Source organism: Acinetobacter sp. ABJ_C5_2, from assembly GCF_044538485.1.
Taxonomy (GTDB): domain Bacteria; phylum Pseudomonadota; class Gammaproteobacteria; order Pseudomonadales; family Moraxellaceae; genus Acinetobacter; species Acinetobacter nosocomialis_A.
Genome location: NZ_JBIUCS010000011.1, coordinates 56,158 through 75,706, shown reverse-complemented (window position 1 = coordinate 75,706; position 19,549 = coordinate 56,158). Strand labels below are relative to the sequence as shown.

Below are 19,549 nucleotides of genomic sequence, written 5' to 3'. Positions count from 1 at the left end.
ATGTTGAAAAATATTAATTTTAAAAATTGTATTAAGTTAATTACTCTGTCTGTATTAATTTCACTCAGTTCTGGTTGCGCTATTTTTAAAAATAAGCCTCAATTAACAGGATTAATTGAATCAAGAAATCTACTATTTAATTTTAAAGATAAAGAAGTAGTTATGTTAGCTTACCAAATTAACAGTTTGGAAGAATTTGAGAAAGATGGTTTAACTTATAAAAATATTCTTAAATATCAAAATTATGAAGGTTTTAAAAAAATCTTAATTGAGGATTATAAAAAGAAAAATATTTTAGATAATCATGCCTATTATTTAATAGTGACAAAAGAAGGAACAGTCTTACAAACCTTTGGATTTTGTATTAAAGATAAAACTGTCTACCTTCAAGAGGATCAAAAGGATGATCAGGGCTTTACAAATAAATGCCACAATTTATAAAGAAATTTTTTACTTAACTAAATATTCTTTTATCTTTTTGAAAAGTGTCAGTTTTAGTATTTCTAAAACGTCCATAGAGATCAAAGATCACTCCTCTTAATATACTTTTCAGTTCTATATTGTAAATATATGAAGCTCTTCATTCCTTTAAGTGAAGAGCTTTTTTGTTTTATATCCTTTACACATCAATTGATCGGATTTGTTCCATTTCAAGGAGTCTAAGGAGATGATTGTTAAAGATGGAGTGGTTGGATGTGCTAAAGCAGTATACCCTTGATGATAAGTATCATTTTACTTTGAAATAAATTGAAGAATATTATTCAATAAATGAGTCTGAGCAAAAACGTATATTGGAATGAATTCGAAGAAAGAGTTTTTAGTGGAAAAAATAGCTGGAAGTTTGTATTGTCGATTCAATGTAAGTAAGACATAGATAGGGTAACAATTATTAATCAGTATCCTATTTTGTATCCCATGAAATTGTATTTTTACAATAAAAATAATGTGTTAGTTTTTAAATTTGTTAGGCGCCATTGCATTATTACTTGCTTTAAAAATAATTATCAATCTTAAAAAAGAGTGAAAAATCAAACTTTATATATTAGGGGCTGTTGACATTTCATAAGGGTAACCAACTAAAGATACAGGCTAAAGTAACTGGATTTTCGTAGCTCGGCTTTAGCTTGTCGTAACGAGTAGCAATTTTATGAAATATTTTAATCTAGCAATGTATTCTCAACTAAATGTCTGATTTGAGGATGACCATTTTAGTCATCCTCATGTTGAATAGATTATGTGTAGTTAAAGCATACGCCGAATTTTCAACATTGGAATGAATACATAGTGACTTTCTTCTTTACCGTGATAATTCGCATTTTTATAGAACTTTTTATCTGCTTGGTAATAATTAATAATCTGCATGCCTACGCAGGTCACTTCACTCACTTGTTCTTTCATACGATAAAGACGTTCTGATGTACTATTGGAAAAAGCACCAATTACACCATTTTGTGTGACTAACTCAAGGCGTTCAAATGTTTGATCATATTTCAGTTTAATACGTAAACTGACTTGATTAGGTAAAGAGAAGTGCTGATCTTGCGCAATATCAAGAATATGTTTTCGCCCTTTATCTTGAACAATTGCAGGATAGGAAAGATACATATCGGCTAAACCAAATTGTTCAAAATAACTAATTTCTTGAATGACTGGTGCAGCTTTAAATTGTAGCGGTGCTATGTCCATCTGATCGAGATGAGAGCGTATATGGATATCATATTGGTGTTTCCAACGATGATCAACCGGCTGGATCAGGGTTAAGCTTTGTTTAGGACGGGTTAGAGCAACATACATTGCACGAATTTGACTTTCAGGATCATCTTGACCTTGGCTTCGCCATTGGTCGTAGATATACACATGTTCATATTCACAGCCCTTGGCGGAATGATAAGTGCTTAAAATCACCCGATCAGTTCGATTTTGTTCAGTTGCCACACGGAGTAAATCGAGCATTTGTTGACAGCTTAAATTCTGATAACCTGCAACACGTTGTTTGAGTATATGACAGCTTAGATCTTGCCTATTCCATTCTTGCTCTTTTAACCATTGGTCTACATAGGCAACAGCATTACCCTCAATAATTTCCAAAGCAGGACGTGCTTCAAGTGCAGCAAATAAATGTTTAGCGAAAAAGCTTTCTGCTAAATCTAAGCTATCATTTTTGTTTAACAATTGAAAAAGAATGCCCGCTTCAGTCAAGGCATGTTGTACGACTAAGAGCTCACTCCATTGACGGGCTAAAATCGCAAAATTTGACCAACATGCTGTTTGGCCTGGAGAGGCATTTTTCTGTTGTTCTGTAAAACGAAGTTTAAGATCCTTGACCAGCCATTGAATCGAATCTAAACCATGCTGTTGTTGATAGTATCCAAAGCGGATATTGCCAATCGATGGATTGTTGGCACGAATGGAGTGTTCGGGACTTTTTAGACGCTGGGTTTGAGGTAAACTGTGTTGAATATATTGATTGGCCAAAGAAATGATATCTTTGGGGCTACGATAATTGTTTAGCAGATAAAAGACATCTTCTTCGGAGATCTCGTAATCATTCTTGAAGTTTTGGATATGTTTAATATTGGCTCCTCTAAAACCGTAAAGGTTTTGGTCATCATCACCAACAGCTACTAAAAAGCCTCGTTGGCTAATTTCATCTTCATCATCTTCAGCACGCTGCATCCCCGCTAAATGAGAAATTAATTGGTATTGTACATCGTCAATATCTTGAAATTCATCGACCAAAATATATTGGAAATATTGTGGAGTATCTTTAAGATCGGCAACAGCCTGTTCTAAGAGCCATTGATATTTATAGTCGAGATCTTTATGTGCGGGTGCTTGATTTTCATGAATATTAGTTAAATGTCGTGCTAAACCATGAAAGGTGAAAATATGAATACGAAAGGCATAATCTAAGCCAATTAAATTGGTCAAACGCTGACGAATTTCAAACACTGCTTGACGGTTATAAGCTAAAACTAAGATTTTCTCAGGATCAATATTGCGTAGCATGACCAAATTGGCCACACGATGTACAATGATAGTGGTTTTGCCCGATCCAGGGCCAGCCAGGACGAGCATGGCACGTCGTTCATCATCGGCGATAATTTTGCGTTGTATGTCATTTAAATAATCTGGAAAAATGAGTACTTCATAATTGACCAAATGGGCTTGTTTTGCCTGATCGGGATCCTCTAAATAACGTTGGCAGACCTCTTGAATTTCTAGATTAAAGTAATCATTTAACATTGCTTTACGTTGAGCTGGCAGTTGTTGTAACCATGCATTCATGAGGTGTAAGCGGCGATTGCGATCTTGATAGTGTTGTTCTAAATAACGGTAGGCAACATTGGAGTGTAGACGTCCTGCATGTTTTTGACCTTCGGCCAAATCAATAAAGAAGATTTTTTGGGTTTCATCATCCAAGCGGCTCACGTTCAGCCAAGCAAAACGTTGCATCATCTCTAGATGCTCTAAAAATGTTTCAACCTCTATATCATACTGTTCAAGAAATTCATCTACATTCAGTTGGTGACTGGTGCTCACATCGTCAGGCAGGCGCTGTTGTAATAGATCAAAACTCTGTTGCAACTGATCGAGCAGCTGACGAGCATGTTTTAACCAATCTTGCCAAGAATGTGTATTGTCGCGTGATTCCACTCTTAAGCTGTATTTATTTTCTTTGAGATTAACTAACTTAAAGACTTTAAAGATATAAAAGATTTCACGGGCTTTGACACGATAGCTACGCTGACTAAACCATGTGTCGAGTTGTCGTAAATCAATACGAGTGACATCCTCGGGTGGATAATTATCCCAACATTCTGAAATTGCCTCGAGTGCTTGATACTTTTCGCGTATTTTACGTTGGGTATAGGTATAACGGTGAGTAAAGCGAATGCGTACTTCACAACTCCAGTGGGCACAGCCGAGTTTAACCAAATGACGGACGCCATTGAGCAATTGACGTACATTCATCCCCAAAGCGACAGAAATTTCTGGCAAATACAATTGCACTTGTTGAGTTTGATTGACTAACAAGGGGGCAAGGCGTCGGTAAAGATCAGCTGCACGTGTGCTATGTACTTGAGGGGGATCTAACAGTTGTAGGCTTAATAAGGCGGGCAGTTGATCTTTTTCAACCAATACCCCATAGCGTTCGAGCGCTAATAATAAAACCCGAATTTGGGTTAATAACGCATCATCTTCAAAGGATAAGTAAGGCTGTAGTTCTTGTGAGGTGAACCAACGTTCTTCAGGCGGACGCTTTAAGGTTGGTAAAATGACATGTTGCCAACAATCGGCCAAGACTTTGTGTCCCCCTAATTCACTGGCAATATTTTTACGAACTAAGCTTTCTAAATCTTGTTTACTCCAAAATAAAATCGCCTGACCTTGTTCGCCTTTTTTACGTGCAGCACGGCCAATTTCTTGTAAATACGATTCTAAATTATTGGGTGGACTATAGTGAATCACGGTATGGATCATAGCACGGTCAATGCCCATACCAAAGGCATTGGTGCAAATGACGACATCAAGTTGGTGCTGTTTAAATCGCTCTAAGACCTCTTTTTTTTGTGTGCCTGTTAAGCGTGAGTGATAGGCTGCTGTGAGAAAACCTTGATGGGCGAGGTCTTCGGCAAACTCTTCAGTTTTATCCCGATTTCTAACATAAATCAGCACCACAGGATGCGATAGGTCTAAGTCTTCAACACTGACGCTTTCTCCTGCAGTACGTTGTGGAAAGACTTGCTTTAAGATTTTAACAATTTCAACTAGACGGTCATCTCGTGGTACTTCACGGATATCAATTTCAATTTCGTCACGCCATACATTTTGGGTTGGTTCCATCATGACGGTTTGCATTGGAACCTGTAATAGCGTTTGCAAGGGTTTTATCACCTCTTTTTCGATTTCTTGTAAGACCCGTTGAGAAGCTGTAGCGGTAACTAACATTAATTGAGGACGTGTCCCTTCTTCAGCATATGCGTAACATTTGGCAATAGATTGTCCAATACGCATAAAATCAGGACGAAAATCCGTACCCCATTGGCTAAAGGTATGCGCTTCATCGACTACCCAAAGTGCAGGGCGGCGACGTTGTAATAAGGCTTGAATACTATGGGTTCGTAGACGTTCTGGACTGACATAAAGTAAATCAATATTGCCTTGCCAAATCTCTTCTAAAATACGCCGTTGTTCTCCAGTATTTTGGCCTGAAATTAAGCATGCTGCTCGTGAACCCCATGGCTGAAGCTGTTGTAAGCCAAGGACTTGGTCTTCCATTAAGGCTTTCAGTGGTGAGATCACCACCGTTAATTCACGACGATATCGACTTAACACAAATGCAGGTAGTTGAAAAGTTAAACTTTTGCCACCGCCTGTTGGGAGTAAGCCTACAGGTACACTTTTACCTTGGGCCAGTGTTTGAATAATTTTTTCTTGGCCCTCACGTAGTGAGTAGCCAAAGATATCTTGGCTTTCTAAATTAAAATCAATGGCTTGGAATTGTTGGTTTCCCCAAAAGATTTTCTCGGCTTTAATAAAACCCGCGCCATATTCAGAAATGTCTAGGAGCCATGCGGGACGACGACAGCTAGGTTCATCTAGATGTAAAAGCCAATGTGCAAATGCGATTGCACCTACCCATTCTTTTTCTTTATCATCTAAAATTCTGTCTATATATTCAAATAGTTTAGTGACATCTCCATTTTTTATTAATGTTAGATATGGTGAGTATGATTTAGTTGCTGTTGGATTTGGTAAAAAACCCCATTGAGGATTTTTCTGCTGAATCCACTTTACTATTTGTGGATGAGTGAACTTTCCCCAGTATTTACAAAGATCTAAATAAATTTGGTAGCTTTCTAATGCATCATAACAAGGATCATTTGTAGTAATATTTTTTGTCTTGTAAATTTTAAGAAGAGCATGTGAAGGGCGATGAGGGAGTATCAAGCTAGACAAAATAAGCGTATCAATAGTTTTGTTTGACTTAATAGAATCTAGAATTGCATGCGCACCTGTGAAAACAGCTAGCCAAGGTAAATCAAATTGTAAAATGTTATGCCCACCAACATATTTCGCATTATGCAGAATATTAACAATGCTTTTTAAAGCAGGTTCGTTGAATTTGACCGTATAATACTCATCCTCAATTATCCCCAGTAAGCCTCCTATCTGAAATTGGTTACTTACTGGATCAATTTCAAGATCAAACCATACCATTTGCTGATAAAACAATTCAGATGCTTGATCTATGCTAATTTCTTTGGGTGTATTTAACATCTGTTAAATCTAAGTCTATAATTATTAATTAGGATTTTAAAGCATTTAAGTGGAAAATGTTCATGAGGAGGGGTAAGTTATTTTAATTATTGTTTTATAGATTTGTTTTATACTTTTTATAAGGATTTTAATTGGTGTCGTTTTATTATTTGTTAGTAGATAGTAAACCTTAGAAGATTAGTATTTTAAGAAAGCACAGAAAAACCAACTTCTCCGGATATTCCTGTTGAAGGCTAATCCACCAAGATCAAAAAATTACTATGATGTATTTCAGTCAAGTACAAATTGTTCAGATGTATTTATTAAATTTATTTTGCAACTGATTCCAAATGCTATTGTAGAGATCAAAACACCGCTCATACTTATTAAATTCCTAATACAGCTTCAGAAACTAGCTGAATAAAGGTATCAGTTTTGTCATAAGCCATCCATTGATTTAATGCTTCATAGTAGGCTAAGTGATTTTCGACGTATAAAAAATAGAGCTAAATCAAAAACTATTATTTTTAAAAACAGATCTATCGAAGTTAGAATAGGGCAGCACTTTAAAAAACTAATGAAATAAAGATCATATAAACATCTTGTAATATTTCAAATCCCTAGGAAAAAATGATTAAATCAGGTCATATCAATATTAAATTAACTTTATTAAAAAAAACTTACTTCATTTCTTTTAGTTAGTATGTCAATGTTTAGTGCTAATAGCTTTGGCTACACTCTCAAAGGTTTACAAGGTATATGGGTAATGCATCCGCTTAATAATGGAATTACCAACTTAATTGATTTTTCAGGAAATACAGCCATTTTATATCCTGTGCAATGTGCTTTTGAAATGGGTTTTATAGATAGTATTGAAAAATCGAAATTTAAAATTAATAAGCAAAATCAAATTGAGTTATGTAATGAACAGAAGTAGGTAGAGCAATCCTTAAGAATTATAAGTATCACCAATAATCAGTTAGTTTTAAAAGAAGCGACTAAGGAGACAATAATACTGAAATTTCAATACAATAAGGTTAATCAATTGACCTTAAATTTTATTAAATATAAAAATAATATTTTCAAAAACTTAGTTCTAATATGACTGAAATTAAATGTCATTTCAGCTATGTAACTAACTTGAATCTGATGTGTAAGGACGAATGTAAGTTTTCACTTTATTAAGTTTGAATAATTCAGAAAGAGAAGTAATTAATCGATAATAAAGATAGCAGAATTAGAATTTTATCTATTTTTTATAAAGTCTTACTTGCGTAAAGTTTTGTAATCTCGTTATAGTCTAGCTTCTAATAAAGAGGAGTTAAATTGTGAAAAAAATAATAGGAATATTTTTATTTTCCTTGATATTAGTTGGTTGTGGTAAGTCGGCAGAAGATATTGCTAAAGAAAAGCAAGCTCAAGAACAGGCACTTAAGATCAAACAAGAACAAGAGAGAAAATTAAAAGAACAAGCTGAACTTAAAAAATTTGAGGATGCTGTTCGCTATTATCTTAAAGATGGTGATTCTGCGAAATTTAGAAATGTTATTAAAAATTGTGGTGAGGTAAATGCCAAAAACTCATGGGGGGCTTATTCGGGTTTCTCCAGATTTATAGTTAAATCAGAAAAACAAGTTATCTTTGATGGGCCTGATAATTACTATTTTGATAGTTTGGTTAAGTTATATTGCCATAAAGACTATTTAGCTAAGTTCCCAGTGCAAACAAGTGAAGATATAGCAATTGATGCGAATACAACTGAACAAATAACAGCGGCAGCGGCTGCTGATGCGGCAGCGGGAGAAACCTTAGAAAATGAAACAAGATCAGCTAGTAAACATCAAAAAGAGGAGGTAGCTGTTGAGGAATTAGCTACTGAAGATACAACGTCAGATACTGGCAGTTCTGAAAATTATTAAAGTATTTAAATTTAAGAGCCCGCATATGCGGGTTTCTATATCTAGAGAATATTGTGGCAAGTAATCTTGGTATTTTATATCTAAATTTTTTGACATTACTGAACAGTATGTTGGGACAAATTCTGAAATTTGGGGAAATTTCAAACGATGATTACTCCGCTGGGGAGCGGTTTATGAACAAGGTAATCATCGATTCTTAAATAATTCATAAGATTTGGTTAGACAAATGAATGACTTAATAACAAGATTTTTAAGTAATCTGGGGCAGTGGCATGAAGTTGCGCTGACAATGACTAAAGCGATAGTTGCAATAGGGGTGTTGTGCTTAGTTGCTTATCTTTTAACAATTAGCTACATCCCTTCGGAAATTAGCTTTGGTGATACGCTCATTTTTTTACTGATTTTTGCAGCATTTTCTATTGTCTATACTGCGTTCTGCATGATGCTATTTTTCTTTGGTATCTCTTTAATGCCAGTAACTTGGTTCATCTTAAGTGTAGTTGATAAATATTTGCCATCTCATGTAAGAATTGGGCAAAAACTTCCTTTTCCAAAGATTAGTATTATCACATTGGGAGTATCTATTTATCTTCTATATATTATTCGTGTTTTATTTTTATTAGATTGGAAAATTAATGCCTATATGGGTATTACAATAAGTCTAATTTCTTTATTTTATTATGCTTTTTACGTTAATCAGAAGAGAGTCAAAAAATATCGTTTAAAGTTTGAAAATTTAAGAGATATTATTGATGATCCTAAAGCAAGTGAAAATCTAAAAACTTTTGCAGAAACAAAGTTAAAGCAATTAGAAATATGGATTAAAAACTCTATACAATCAGCTCTATTTCTTATTCTTACTCCACTAATCTTCATGTTCTTGATTGGAGATGTTGGCAAAATTTTTTTACATTACACAATGCAAAAAACTGGTGTAAGAATAGAAAAAGCGAATTTATACATCAAAGAACCTTATGCCAATCTAATTGAATTACCAAAATTGACCACTAAAAAACTAAGCCAAGACCAAATTTTTATTTTTAGGGGTATGGAAGTTCCTTTTCAAGGAATTGGTAAAAACACTTTAGTTTCTTACAGGGTCAAAGAGATTGAAAGGCAGTTAGTTATTCCCAATGACTATATTACTGTAGAGCGTACTTATAAGGCCGATAAGTAAAACTATATCTCAGTCATTATTAATCAGTTAGCTTCCCCCCAAGGCCCCCGTGCCACAACAGAACTTTAATTTTTTGCGCTGATTTAAAGTCATCCACCATTGCGACACAGAGATAAGGGAGCTAAGCCAAAAGCTTAGCTCATGTTGTTTTATCGCACCGCCGCACCACACTAAAAAAAGTAGGGGCAAAGTCCTGTGGGAGAGCAGGACTTTGCAAACTGACATGTTCTAACCGTTGCATCAGCTTAGACGAATATACTTGTTCCAGCCGTTGATATATACACTCGCAACTGGCTTGGGTATGCCCACCCGACAGGCAAATTTTTTCAAAATCCTGTTGAGTGTGTATGTCACAACCAGAAACACTATAATCGCCTATAAAAAGGCCTAAAACCAAAATAGGTTTATAAAGTTTCATATTATTCTCGTGATAATTTTCAATAAGTTATTAATAAAAAATAAGCCGCTTATATTTAAAATATTAAAATCATTTTTAAATAGAATAGTTAATCCGCCTGTGTAATACAGGAAAATAAAATGATTAAAATTTTAAAATAAAATTATTTATAAATTTAAAATGTTTTAGGTGAGAGAAAGCCTAAATTTTAAATAAATAAAATTTGATGGAGGATAAGGGGATAAGTTTATATAGTGGCATGGTCAACTCCTTAAAATTTATGGAGTCCTACCACCAAAAATCACCGTCAATTGATTTGGGTGGTAGAACGAGAAGGGGTTGACAGACTGGGTATACAGACCAGCACGCGCGAACGCGTCCCCCTCCCGTCCTACCGCAACGGTAAGGGGGAGGTGCAGGTTGCGCACAAGTATCATACTCAGGAAGTATGAACCTGATACGCTGTATACTCGGTCTGTCAAAACCGACTGGCAATGTAGGCCAGCGAGACCATAATAATCATAAGTTTCTATCAGGTCAATTCAATTTAAATAAAATATTATAAAAAATTAAAATATAAATTTATATTTTAATTAAACTCAAAATTTTATCGATTTAAATCAGTGAATTAATAAATATAATAAAGTTAAACTAAAAGTTTAGCTTCCTCTTAAAATGTATAGCGGTAATTAATAAATACACGGTGCTGGTCCCAATCTTTCCGAGACATACCATTTGTTTTTAACTTATTAGAGAAGAAATTAAAAAATTGTCGATTTGCATTAATCAACCCGTAACTTTATGACGGACACCATTGCACGGTATGTAGCATGATTTTTACCAAATCACGGGGTACTTCTGAGCTTTGCAGAGTTAACTTTTTAAACTTATGTATGAGTTTTGGGGAATATTGGCGTTCTAAACGGTGATAAATACACAGGTGGGTTGCGCGACTATGACCAGCGGCTACGCATTTTGAGTAAAAGTCACGGCTTCATCATGGTCGGAGCGGTTTTATAGACTGAATTGATTTGACGATAGAATCATTTATGTTTTAGAAATGCATGAATGTTATTAAGTAAAAGTTTAATAATATTTTATTTTTAATTAATAATAAAAATATTGCGGAATAATTATTCAATTAAGTGAAACAATTCATTTAAGATAACTTTTTAATACAAAAATATTATTATATTTATTTAATTGATTTTATTTAAATTTATTAAAAACATGCATGTTTTTTTGTTTGATGGTTTTGTATCTGTTTGTTAAAATAGAAAAGTTAAGTCGTGGTTAAAATAACAATGTTAAATAATATATTTGATTTCTTAGATAAAATTGGTTTTGCCTCACAAAAACGGGCACTACATATTTATTTTGCTAATCCCGAAATAAATAGTCAGGTTTTTTTACAACGTATTGATGGTTTTCATGCAATTAATGAAGGTCTATCTGCGGAGCTTATTTGCTTATCAACAAATCCTTATATTTCTTTAAAACAATTTATTGGTTGTCAGGTTGCAGTAGAACAAGTAACAGATTCGGGTAAATTATTTAGAACGACAGGAATTATTACAGGGGCGAGTCAAGGACAAAGCGATGGCGCTCTTTGCTTATATAAATTGACTATGCAAGATGCGACCAGTTTATGGCACAAACGACGTAATAGTCGAGTGTTTATGAACAAAAGTGCGGTAGAAATAATTGAGATTATTTTTAAAGAATGGCAAAACAAAAGCCCCTTATTTGCCGCTAGTTTACAAATAGATAGCAGTGGCTTAACGAAGAATTATGATGTTCGCCCTTTTTCTATGCAGTCAAATGAAAGTGATTATGCATATTTAACCCGTCTTATGCGAGAAGAGGGCATCAACTGGTTAATTGATGAATCAGAGGCTATGGTCTTAAGCAATAGCCAGACTATTGAGCCTCAGAAGTTACGTCTTATTGATCATAATCATGAGTATAAAGTCTTAGAGCGTCGGGCTATTCGTTATCATAGAAGTCATGCAACTGAACAAAATGACAGTATTACCAGTTTTATTGCAAAAAGACAGTTACAATCCACGGCAATCCATCTTCAACGTTGGCAAGCGGATAATTTAAGTCAAGAAGATGCAAGTGGCAGTGTTTTAAGTGCACATCAGCATAGTTCACAACGTGATAATGAAAGTTTAAGTCTTGAACAGGCATGGACCATTACACCTGCTTGGATTACGGACTTAAATGGAGAAGATCAGGCAACTACTTCAAGTAACAGTCAGATTGAAAAATTAAATAAACAATTAAGTCAATATCAAACTTTACAGGCAAAATATTTTATTGCTCAAAGTAGTGTACGGGATGCTCAAGTTGGCTATTGGTTTCAGTTAAATGAACATCCTGAACTTGAAAGAAATCATGAAATTTCCGATAAAGAGTTTTTGATTTTAAGTAAGCGGTTTTATAACCAGAATAATCTGCCTAAAGATATACGTGATCAAGTTGAGCAACTATTAAGTTTGAGCCATTGGCAAGTCAGTCATGATCGAGCGCAAGAACGACAAGCCAATGAGTTAGTAGTTGTTCGTCGTTATATCGATATTGTTCCAGAGTTTGAGCCATTAATACATCGTCCCTCGGCCCATGTGCAACGAGCCAAAGTAGTGGGTTTAGATGGAGAAGAAATTCATGTAGATGAATGGGGACGTATCAAAGTTCGTTTTTTATTCACCCGTACCGATGATCATCAACATGATGGAGGTGCAGGAAGTAATGACAATGATACAGATTCTGCTTGGGTAGATGTATTAACGCCATGGGCAGGGGAAGGATACGGTGCCCGCTTTTTGCCAAGGGTGGGTGAGGTCGTTGTAATAGACTTTTTTGATGGAAATATTGACCGTCCATTTGTTACAGGACGCATTCATGAAGGGCAACGGTCACCCACCAAATTTGATATTAAAGGTCAGCTACCCGATACCAAAAAGTTAAGTGGTATTCGCTCTAAAGAGGTCGGCGGGTCTGGATTTAACCAACTTCGTTTTGATGATACGACTGGGCAAATTAGTACCCAACTCCACAGTAGTCATGGGGCAAGTCAGTTAAATTTAGGTAACTTAAGTCATCCTAAAGACAGCGCGACAAGTGAAGGTCGGGGAGAAGGCTTTGAACTCAGAACTGATCAATGGGGAGCTGTACGCGCAGGTGACGGTTTACTGATTTCAACATATAAACAAAAAAATGCAGCTCACGATGCGCTTAATCTAGAGCAGACGATTGCTGATTTAAAAACACATAAAGAATGGAATACAGTTCTAGAAGATAATGTAAAAGAACATAAAGTCATGGCACTAGATGCTTTAGCGACATTGACAAAAAGTATTGAGGCTTTAGAGGCAGCAGGTAAAGAGGCTGAAGTTCAAACGTTAAAAGAAGCGATTATTATTCTAACGAGTCCAGCAGATATTACTTTAAACTCATCTAAGAATATTCTTATTCAAAGTCAGTCAAATACCCATATTTCAGCTAAAGAAAATATTAATTTGATGAGTGATCAAAATACGGTTTTAGCAAGTCAAAAGAAATTAAGTCTTTTTTCTTATGAAGACCTTATGCAAATTATTAGTGCCAAAGGAAAGTTAGAAATACAAACTCATGAAAAATCAATTGAAATGATTGCGAATGAGGTTGTTAAAATTTTGTCTGTTAAATCCAATATTGAACTTACTTCGCCAGAAGAAATTACTTTAACTGCTAAAGAATCCCAAATCAAAATTAATGGAAGTGGTGTATTTATTACCACCTCTGGAAAATTTGAAGTTAAAGCAGGTCAGCATGTCTTTTTGAGTGGTGCAAAGGCTGACTTACCAAAACTAACGTGGTCATTTAAAGAAAAAACGGCGAGTTGTATGAAGAATGCGAGTGAATCACATGAAGCCTTCGTTGGTTTTGAGGGATAATCATGGAAATTTGCACTCAATCGCCAGATTTTTTGGAAAATATATTTGTACCTACAGAAGAGGTTGATGAAAGCTTTTATTATTTTTTAATTGATAGTAGTTCTTTTTTAGGTGTGGATACCTTTTGTAAGGATTTTCCATTTGATGGTGGGCAGAAAATAAACCTCTACTCAGATTTTTCTGAAAATCTACAAGAAAATGGAGCACTACTTTATTCTTTTACTCATGAAGAATGCATTAAGAATATTGAGTTAATTAAAAACATTAGAGATCAAGGTGGGCTGAATTTCTTCAATTCTTATTTTGAAATTGAACAAATCAAACAACATCTTGATGAACTCATGGAAATTAAGCAACCTAATGGAAAAAGTGCTTTATTTCGGTTTCAAGACAACTTTGCTTTTCATGCAACGGTAAGTGCATTGAATGAATTGAAATGGAGAAAAATTTTATCATTTAAAATTAACTATTGGATTTGGCAAAATATTGATAATACTTTTCATCGTTTAGATAATATTCCAACTAATCGTTCCGTTCTTACGACATTAAGTTTTTCAGAAGATGAATTTAAAGAGATTAATATTAATCTTAAACCAATGCGATTAATGCCTCTATTAAAAGAATATGATGAAAATTTAAAAGAGTTACCTTTCTATCAGCTCTATGAAATAGCAATAAACTTGCTTCAAGAGGCTAAAAAACAACAGTTGATTAGTTTTGAAGATGAAATTTTGTTTAGTACTTTATATCACAAATTTGGAGCATTCCTTCTTGCCGAAGGGCCTTTTAAAAAAGCTTTAAACAAAACTCAAATGACAGCAATGAGTTTTCAAAAAACGACAGATGAAATTGATTTAGACGAGCTGGATGATTGGTATAAAAAATATCAAGAAGTTCAAGTCTAAATATACTTATTACAGAGATAATATATTGATAAACCCTCTAAGAATATTATGTTGTGCAGCCATACTCCCGCTCATGGTTGCCTGTCAGGCCGAAACGGTCGATTTAACGTTTATGGTTTATAACTATAGTACGGAAGAACTTGGAGAAATTCAGGTTAATGGTAAAGGAAGTACGATTGCGGATGCGGCAGAACGATTAGGTAGTATTGGAGAAGCTGGAACAGCTTGCTGTGTTCATTTATTGGCAAACAGTGATACTGCCGATGTAAGCTTTTATACCGATCGGGGCGAGGGCTACAAGCAGTACCATATAAAGGTGCCTGTAGAAAACCTCAAAGATACTCCACGTTCATATGCAGTTTTACATTATTTCCCAAATAATACAGGGGTAATAGAAGTTTCAATGCGTAGACCAAGTTTCCGTAAGGATTTATTTGATAAAGCACTTGGAAATAAAGCAAAAAATATTCAATTAGATTCTCCAACAATGTGGAGTACGATTCCTGAAAATGAAGCAGCCCGAATAGAGTATCCAGATTAAATATGACGAAATTAGAATGAAATAATGAAGAATATTTTTAAAGTAATACTGTGTGCAGTCATACTCCCACTCATGGTTGCCTGTCAGGCTGAAACGGTCGATTTAACGTTTATGGTTTATAACTATAGTACGGAGGGGCTTGGTGAAATTCAGGTCAATGGTAAAGGAAGTACGATTGCTGATGGAGCAGAGCGATTAGGCAGTGTAGGGGGCTCAGGAACAGCTTGTTGTGCTCATTTATTGGCAAACAGTGATACTGCTGATGTAAGCTTTTATACCGATCGGGGGGATGGCTACAAGCAGTACCATATAAAGGTGCCTGTAGAAAACCTCAAAGATACTCCGCGTTCATATGCAGTTTTACATTATTTCCCAAATAATACAGGGGTAATTGAGGTTTCAATGCGTTGGCCGAATCCACGTAAAGATTTATTTGATAAAGCATTAGGTGAAAAGGCTAAAAAGATTGTATTAGATTCTCCAGAAATGTGGAGAACGATTCCTGAAAATGAAGCAGCCCGAATAGAGTATCCAGATTAAATACGACGAAATTAGAATGAAAGAATGAAGAATATTTTTAAAGTAATACTGTGTGCAGCCATACTCCCACTCATGGTTGCCTGTCAAGCCGAAACGGTCGATTTAACATTTATGGTTTATAACTATAGTACCTATGGCATGGCAGATATTTCTGTAAATGGTCAAGGAAATACAAGTTCTGGAGCAGCAGAGCGGTTGGGTAGTGTAGGAGGTTCAGGAACAGCTTGTTGTGCTCATTTATTGGCAAACAGTGATACTGCCGATGTAAGCTTTTATACAGATATGGGTGATGGCTACAAGCAGTACCATATAAAGGTGCCTGTAGAAAACCTCAAAGATACTCCGCGTTCATATGCAGTTTTACATTATTTCCCAAATAATACAGGGGTAATAGAGGTAACGATGCGTTGGCCAAGTTTTAGAAAAGATTTATTTGATAAAGCATTAGGCGAAAAGGCTAAGAAAATTACTCTAAGCTCTCCAACAATGTGGAGTACGATTCCTGAAAATGAAGCAGCCCGAATAGAGTATCCAGATTAAATATGACAAAGTGGAATGAAATAATGAAGACTATTTTTAAATTAATGCTGTGCGCAGCCATATTGCCGCTCATGGTTGCCTGTCAGGCCGAAACGGTCGATTTAACATTTATGGTTTATAACTATAGTACGGAGGGGCTTGGTGAAATTCAGGTCAATGGTAAAGGAAGTACGATTGCTGATGGAGCAGAGCGATTAGGCAGTGTAGGAGGCTCAGGAACAGCTTGTTGTGCTCATTTATTGGTAAACAGTGATACTGCTGATGTAAGCTTTTATACAGATCGTGGGGATGGCTACAAGCAGTACCATATAAAGGTACCTGTAGAAAACCTCAAAGATACACCTCGCTCTTTTGCGGTTTTACATTATTTCCCAAATAATACGGGGGTAATAGAAGTTTCAATGCGTTGGCCAAGTTTTAGAAAAGATTTATTCGATAAAGCACTAGGTGAAAAGGCTAAGAAAGTTACTCTAAGCTCTCCAACAATGTGGAGAACGATTCCTGAAAATGAAGCAGCCCGTATTCAATTTCCTGATTAGAATTTTTAAAATATCAAGACAACGACTATGACTCAAGCAATACAAAATGAAACCCGTTCTGTGAGAGATATGCTCATAGCAGCCAAAGTTTTAGCAAAAGATGGTAAGGCTACAGAAAGCCCATGTAAGACATGTCGTGTTCCAGTTTGGGTTAGTTTCTTTTTTGATGGTACCGGAAATAATAAAGCTGCTGATGCAGCAACTTTAAACCAGACCAATGTAGTCGCCCTTTTTGAAGCACACAAACAAGAACCAGAAAAAGGAATACAAAAATTTTATTATGAAGGTATAGGTACACAGTTTGAGTTTGATAAATACTCAGAAGTTGACACATCAAAAATTAGTGCTGCTGCACGGGGCTTAAATGGAAAAAAAATTGATATTACCGATCCTGAGTGGCGTAAAAAAGGTTATAGCGAAACTGGCACAGGTATAGTCAACATATTTCGTGCAGGTTTTGCATACGGCATACAACAGCGCTTACAAAAAGCTATTTTTGAGTTAATTGCTTACCTCGATCAAATTTATACACAAAAAGGAATTACCGAAATTAATCTTTCTGCTTTTGGGTTTTCACGAGGGGCCGCTGAAGCACGTATTTTTATGAACTGGTTAGAGTACGCACCAAATGTGACTACTCAAGGCGCGGGAAGTAGTAAAAAATTGTTTTATCGGGGCAAACCTATAAAAATAAAGTTTTTAGGTATTTTTGATACAGTAGAGTCAATTGGTAATGCTGGGCAAAATAAAAATCCTCAATCATATAGAACACGTATAGAAGACTATATAGAGCATAGTATGCACTTGGTCGCGTCCCTTGAAATGCGACAGTCTTTTCCTTTAACACCCACAGGTAAACCTACGGCAACTACTGTAAAAGGGCTTGTCCATGACCAAAAGGTTTACCCAGGTGTGCACTCTAATGTTGGGGGCGGTTATATGCCTATGGAACAGGCACGTAATTTAGGGTTATGTCGTATTACTTTACATGTTATGTATAACCGTGCCTGTGCTTATGGATTAAAGTTTTTTACTCTTAATGAACTAAGTTCTTTGAAACAACGTAAAGCAACATTTACAAAGTTTTATGCTTTTGATTCCAAATGGCAGCAAGATTTAAATAATTTTATGGCACATGTCAAAGGGGGAACCTCTTTTGAACAGCAAATGCAGGGCCAAATAGCGTTATATCATCAATGGATACGTGAAGGGGGATATGCTCGTTTTATTCATCGTAAAACGAGAGAGCGAATCGGTCGAAAAGAAAAAATTACTGCCATAACGAAGTTGAATGATGGTTTGTTTGAAAATATTCGGCAGGCCCTCAATGTATATGTACCCGAAGGTGCAAGACCATATGATGTTGTCAAAGGTACTGATCGAAAAAGTACTTTACCAAAAGAAGTGATTTACTATTTTGAAAACTATGTATGTGACTCGGTCGGTGGCTTTATTAAACAAGCAAGTGACTACCAAGCTATTCTTACTGATATGAAAGCACCTAATTTCTTGATTCCTAGAGGAATTGCTAAACCTACTTAATGTAACAAAGCAATTTGTAGTGTTCCTAAACAGGAGATACCGCAAACTCAGTTTATTGATGCTTATGAACAAGCCCAACAGACAGATAACTTTTTAAATGCATCTTAGTGATGCATTTAAAATACCTTAGCTTTAAAAATAAAAAGTCCAATTGTATTGTATCTGGTTTAAATACACTCTGACTTAAAATGCAGAGCTGGGTTTTAAATAATAATGATAATGAAATTGGAACAGGCGGAATAAATACATCTTCAATAAAGATTGGATAACAAATAGTTATATGGAAAATGCAAATACGGGTGAAAAACATACTGATAAAATCAAGTGACTATCACAAAAGAACAGTTAAAAGTATTTAGCAGCTCATATTTATCCTGATAATACTGTAGAAATAACGACTTCAAATAACTGGCCTGATGCAACAGAAAAAGGGATGAAGTGGATGCATGAATTAAAAAAAAGCTAAATAATTTTTGGAAAATATAGTGGTTTAACTATATAAATACTATTTTTCTTATTAATAAACTGATATGTCAGCTAAGGCTGAAGTAGGTAATTTTTATTAAATATTTAGTATTAAATTATAAGTTCTTAAATTTATAAAAATCATGAGTTTTTATAAATTTAATAATTGGATTATAGAATGAGGTTTTGTGAAATGAGTTTAAAGAAAATATTGTTATTACCAGTAAGTCTAATGTTGAGTGCAGCTGGTTGCGCAGGTATTGGTCCAAATTCGACTTATAATATGGCGGCTACATCTTTTAGTTACGATCCAAGTTATACAAGTTACATGGTGGAGTTGAATGGTTCTGAAATAGGTGGTGGATTTGGAGGTGGAACAAATACCTCTAGTGTAAAGATAGGGCCACAGATAGTTACATGGGGTGAGACAAATAGTAAAAGAAAGCATGTAGCGAAGAATCAAGTTCTTCTTACAAAAGAACAATTAAAAGGGAAAAAATATTTAGCAGTACATATTTATCCTGATGATACGGTTGAAATATCAACTTCAAATGATTGGCCTGAACCTATTCAAAAGGGATTAGATTGGCGAACTGAAATCTGGAAGAAGATTCATAGAAATTAAGAGGCTTATACTATGAATATAAAATTAAAATAGGATGCAAATATTAAATAATGAGAAAATTCATAAATCTTATTTTCGTAAGGTGGTATATATTTCACTTTTTAATTAGTGAGTAAATAAACTTATTGTAAGTTCTTAAATTTATAAAAATCAT

The 19,549-nt window shown here is 35.0% G+C and carries 14 protein-coding genes and 4 pseudogenes; 12 read left to right on the top strand and 6 right to left on the bottom strand.

Features of this window, described 5'->3' with window-relative positions:
• Entirely contained in the window at positions 1–441 is a 441-nt protein-coding gene (locus tag ACH8JV_RS11835) for a hypothetical protein (RefSeq protein ID WP_396521437.1), read from the top strand.
• 619 nt (positions 442–1,060) lie between these two features.
• On the opposite strand, the pseudogene ACH8JV_RS11830 reads toward ACH8JV_RS11835, so the two are convergent.
• From ACH8JV_RS11830 to ACH8JV_RS11820, 3 genes and pseudogenes are all read right to left on the bottom strand, one after another.
• Positions 1,061–1,196 (bottom strand): annotated as a pseudogene (locus ACH8JV_RS11830) (IS5/IS1182 family transposase); the annotation flags it as partial.
• Between the two features lie 46 nt (positions 1,197–1,242).
• Positions 1,243–6,285: a RecQ family ATP-dependent DNA helicase gene (locus ACH8JV_RS11825; RefSeq protein ID WP_396521435.1), complete on the bottom strand. Its 5,043-nt coding sequence runs from the start codon at positions 6,283–6,285 to the stop codon at positions 1,243–1,245.
• A 365-nt stretch (positions 6,286–6,650) separates the two neighbouring features.
• Positions 6,651–6,755: pseudogene (locus ACH8JV_RS11820) on the bottom strand (Fic family protein); the annotation flags it as partial.
• A 218-nt stretch (positions 6,756–6,973) separates the two neighbouring features.
• On the opposite strand from ACH8JV_RS11820, the gene ACH8JV_RS11815 reads away from it, so the two are divergent.
• The 3 genes from ACH8JV_RS11815 to ACH8JV_RS11805 all read left to right on the top strand — a co-directional run bounded on the left by ACH8JV_RS11815 (position 6,974) and on the right by ACH8JV_RS11805 (position 9,360).
• The gene (locus ACH8JV_RS11815; protein ID WP_396521433.1) at positions 6,974–7,201 is read left to right on the top strand and encodes a hypothetical protein; all 228 of its coding nucleotides are present in this window, start codon (positions 6,974–6,976) and stop codon (positions 7,199–7,201) included.
• A 391-nt stretch (positions 7,202–7,592) separates the two neighbouring features.
• Positions 7,593–8,183 carry a hypothetical protein gene (locus tag ACH8JV_RS11810; RefSeq protein WP_396521431.1) on the top strand — a complete coding sequence of 197 codons (591 nt, stop codon included), beginning with the start codon at positions 7,593–7,595 and terminating at the stop codon, positions 8,181–8,183.
• 226 nt (positions 8,184–8,409) lie between these two features.
• Positions 8,410–9,360 carry a hypothetical protein gene (locus tag ACH8JV_RS11805; RefSeq protein WP_396521429.1) on the top strand — a complete coding sequence of 317 codons (951 nt, stop codon included), beginning with the start codon at positions 8,410–8,412 and terminating at the stop codon, positions 9,358–9,360.
• A gap of 139 nt (positions 9,361–9,499) precedes the next feature.
• On the opposite strand, the gene ACH8JV_RS11800 is transcribed toward ACH8JV_RS11805, so the two are convergent.
• From ACH8JV_RS11800 to ACH8JV_RS11790, 3 genes and pseudogenes are all read right to left on the bottom strand, one after another.
• Complete coding sequence (locus tag ACH8JV_RS11800) at positions 9,500–9,778, bottom strand: hypothetical protein (protein ID WP_396521427.1); 279 nt, start codon at positions 9,776–9,778, stop codon at positions 9,500–9,502.
• Between the two features lie 649 nt (positions 9,779–10,427).
• A pseudogene (locus ACH8JV_RS11795) lies at positions 10,428–10,499 on the bottom strand (hypothetical protein); the annotation flags it as partial.
• Between the two features lie 57 nt (positions 10,500–10,556).
• Positions 10,557–10,748: pseudogene (locus ACH8JV_RS11790) on the bottom strand (hypothetical protein); the annotation flags it as partial.
• 313 nt (positions 10,749–11,061) lie between these two features.
• Here ACH8JV_RS11790 and ACH8JV_RS11785 point away from each other — a divergent pair.
• The 8 genes from ACH8JV_RS11785 (at position 11,062) to ACH8JV_RS11750 (ending at position 19,395) form a co-directional block, all read left to right on the top strand.
• Entirely contained in the window at positions 11,062–13,698 is a 2,637-nt protein-coding gene (locus tag ACH8JV_RS11785; protein WP_396521425.1) for a type VI secretion system Vgr family protein, read from the top strand.
• A gap of 2 nt (positions 13,699–13,700) precedes the next feature.
• Complete coding sequence (locus ACH8JV_RS11780) at positions 13,701–14,603, top strand: DUF4123 domain-containing protein (protein WP_396521423.1); 903 nt, start codon at positions 13,701–13,703, stop codon at positions 14,601–14,603.
• Positions 14,604–14,676: 73 nt separating this feature from the next.
• Positions 14,677–15,144, top strand: coding sequence for a hypothetical protein (locus ACH8JV_RS11775; RefSeq protein WP_396521421.1), 468 nt, complete (start codon positions 14,677–14,679; stop codon positions 15,142–15,144).
• Positions 15,145–15,168: 24 nt separating this feature from the next.
• On the top strand, positions 15,169–15,684 hold the full coding sequence (locus tag ACH8JV_RS11770; protein WP_396521419.1) for a hypothetical protein: 516 nt from the start codon (positions 15,169–15,171) through the stop codon (positions 15,682–15,684).
• Between the two features lie 24 nt (positions 15,685–15,708).
• Entirely contained in the window at positions 15,709–16,224 is a 516-nt protein-coding gene (locus ACH8JV_RS11765; protein ID WP_396521417.1) for a hypothetical protein, read from the top strand.
• Between the two features lie 23 nt (positions 16,225–16,247).
• Positions 16,248–16,763 carry a hypothetical protein gene (locus ACH8JV_RS11760; RefSeq protein WP_396521415.1) on the top strand — a complete coding sequence of 172 codons (516 nt, stop codon included), beginning with the start codon at positions 16,248–16,250 and terminating at the stop codon, positions 16,761–16,763.
• A 27-nt stretch (positions 16,764–16,790) separates the two neighbouring features.
• The gene (locus ACH8JV_RS11755) at positions 16,791–18,305 is read left to right on the top strand and encodes a T6SS phospholipase effector Tle1-like catalytic domain-containing protein (RefSeq protein ID WP_396521413.1); all 1,515 of its coding nucleotides are present in this window, start codon (positions 16,791–16,793) and stop codon (positions 18,303–18,305) included.
• A 658-nt stretch (positions 18,306–18,963) separates the two neighbouring features.
• Positions 18,964–19,395 (top strand): hypothetical protein, encoded by a 432-nt coding sequence (locus ACH8JV_RS11750; RefSeq protein ID WP_396521411.1) that lies wholly within the window; start codon positions 18,964–18,966, stop codon positions 19,393–19,395.
• Positions 19,396–19,549: the final 154 nt, after the last annotated feature.

What these genes read in the sequence shown, in the direction of transcription:
- ACH8JV_RS11755 (WP_396521413.1), top strand. Translation starts at nt 16,791, where the DNA reads ATGACTCAAGCAATACAAAATGAAACCCGTTCTGTGAGAGATATGCTC.
- ACH8JV_RS11805 (WP_396521429.1), top strand. Translation starts at nt 8,410, where the DNA reads ATGAATGACTTAATAACAAGATTTTTAAGTAATCTGGGGCAGTGGCAT.
- ACH8JV_RS11775 (WP_396521421.1), top strand. Translation starts at nt 14,677, where the DNA reads ATGGTTGCCTGTCAGGCCGAAACGGTCGATTTAACGTTTATGGTTTAT.
- ACH8JV_RS11780 (WP_396521423.1), top strand. Translation starts at nt 13,701, where the DNA reads ATGGAAATTTGCACTCAATCGCCAGATTTTTTGGAAAATATATTTGTA.
- ACH8JV_RS11765 (WP_396521417.1), top strand. Translation starts at nt 15,709, where the DNA reads ATGAAGAATATTTTTAAAGTAATACTGTGTGCAGCCATACTCCCACTC.
- ACH8JV_RS11815 (WP_396521433.1), top strand. Translation starts at nt 6,974, where the DNA reads ATGTTTAGTGCTAATAGCTTTGGCTACACTCTCAAAGGTTTACAAGGT.
- ACH8JV_RS11825 (WP_396521435.1), bottom strand. Translation starts at nt 6,285, where the DNA reads ATGTTAAATACACCCAAAGAAATTAGCATAGATCAAGCATCTGAATTG.
- ACH8JV_RS11800 (WP_396521427.1), bottom strand. Translation starts at nt 9,778, where the DNA reads ATGAAACTTTATAAACCTATTTTGGTTTTAGGCCTTTTTATAGGCGAT.
- ACH8JV_RS11750 (WP_396521411.1), top strand. Translation starts at nt 18,964, where the DNA reads ATGAGTTTAAAGAAAATATTGTTATTACCAGTAAGTCTAATGTTGAGT.
- ACH8JV_RS11760 (WP_396521415.1), top strand. Translation starts at nt 16,248, where the DNA reads ATGAAGACTATTTTTAAATTAATGCTGTGCGCAGCCATATTGCCGCTC.
- ACH8JV_RS11785 (WP_396521425.1), top strand. Translation starts at nt 11,062, where the DNA reads ATGTTAAATAATATATTTGATTTCTTAGATAAAATTGGTTTTGCCTCA.
- ACH8JV_RS11835 (WP_396521437.1), top strand. Translation starts at nt 1, where the DNA reads ATGTTGAAAAATATTAATTTTAAAAATTGTATTAAGTTAATTACTCTG.
- ACH8JV_RS11770 (WP_396521419.1), top strand. Translation starts at nt 15,169, where the DNA reads ATGAAGAATATTTTTAAAGTAATACTGTGTGCAGTCATACTCCCACTC.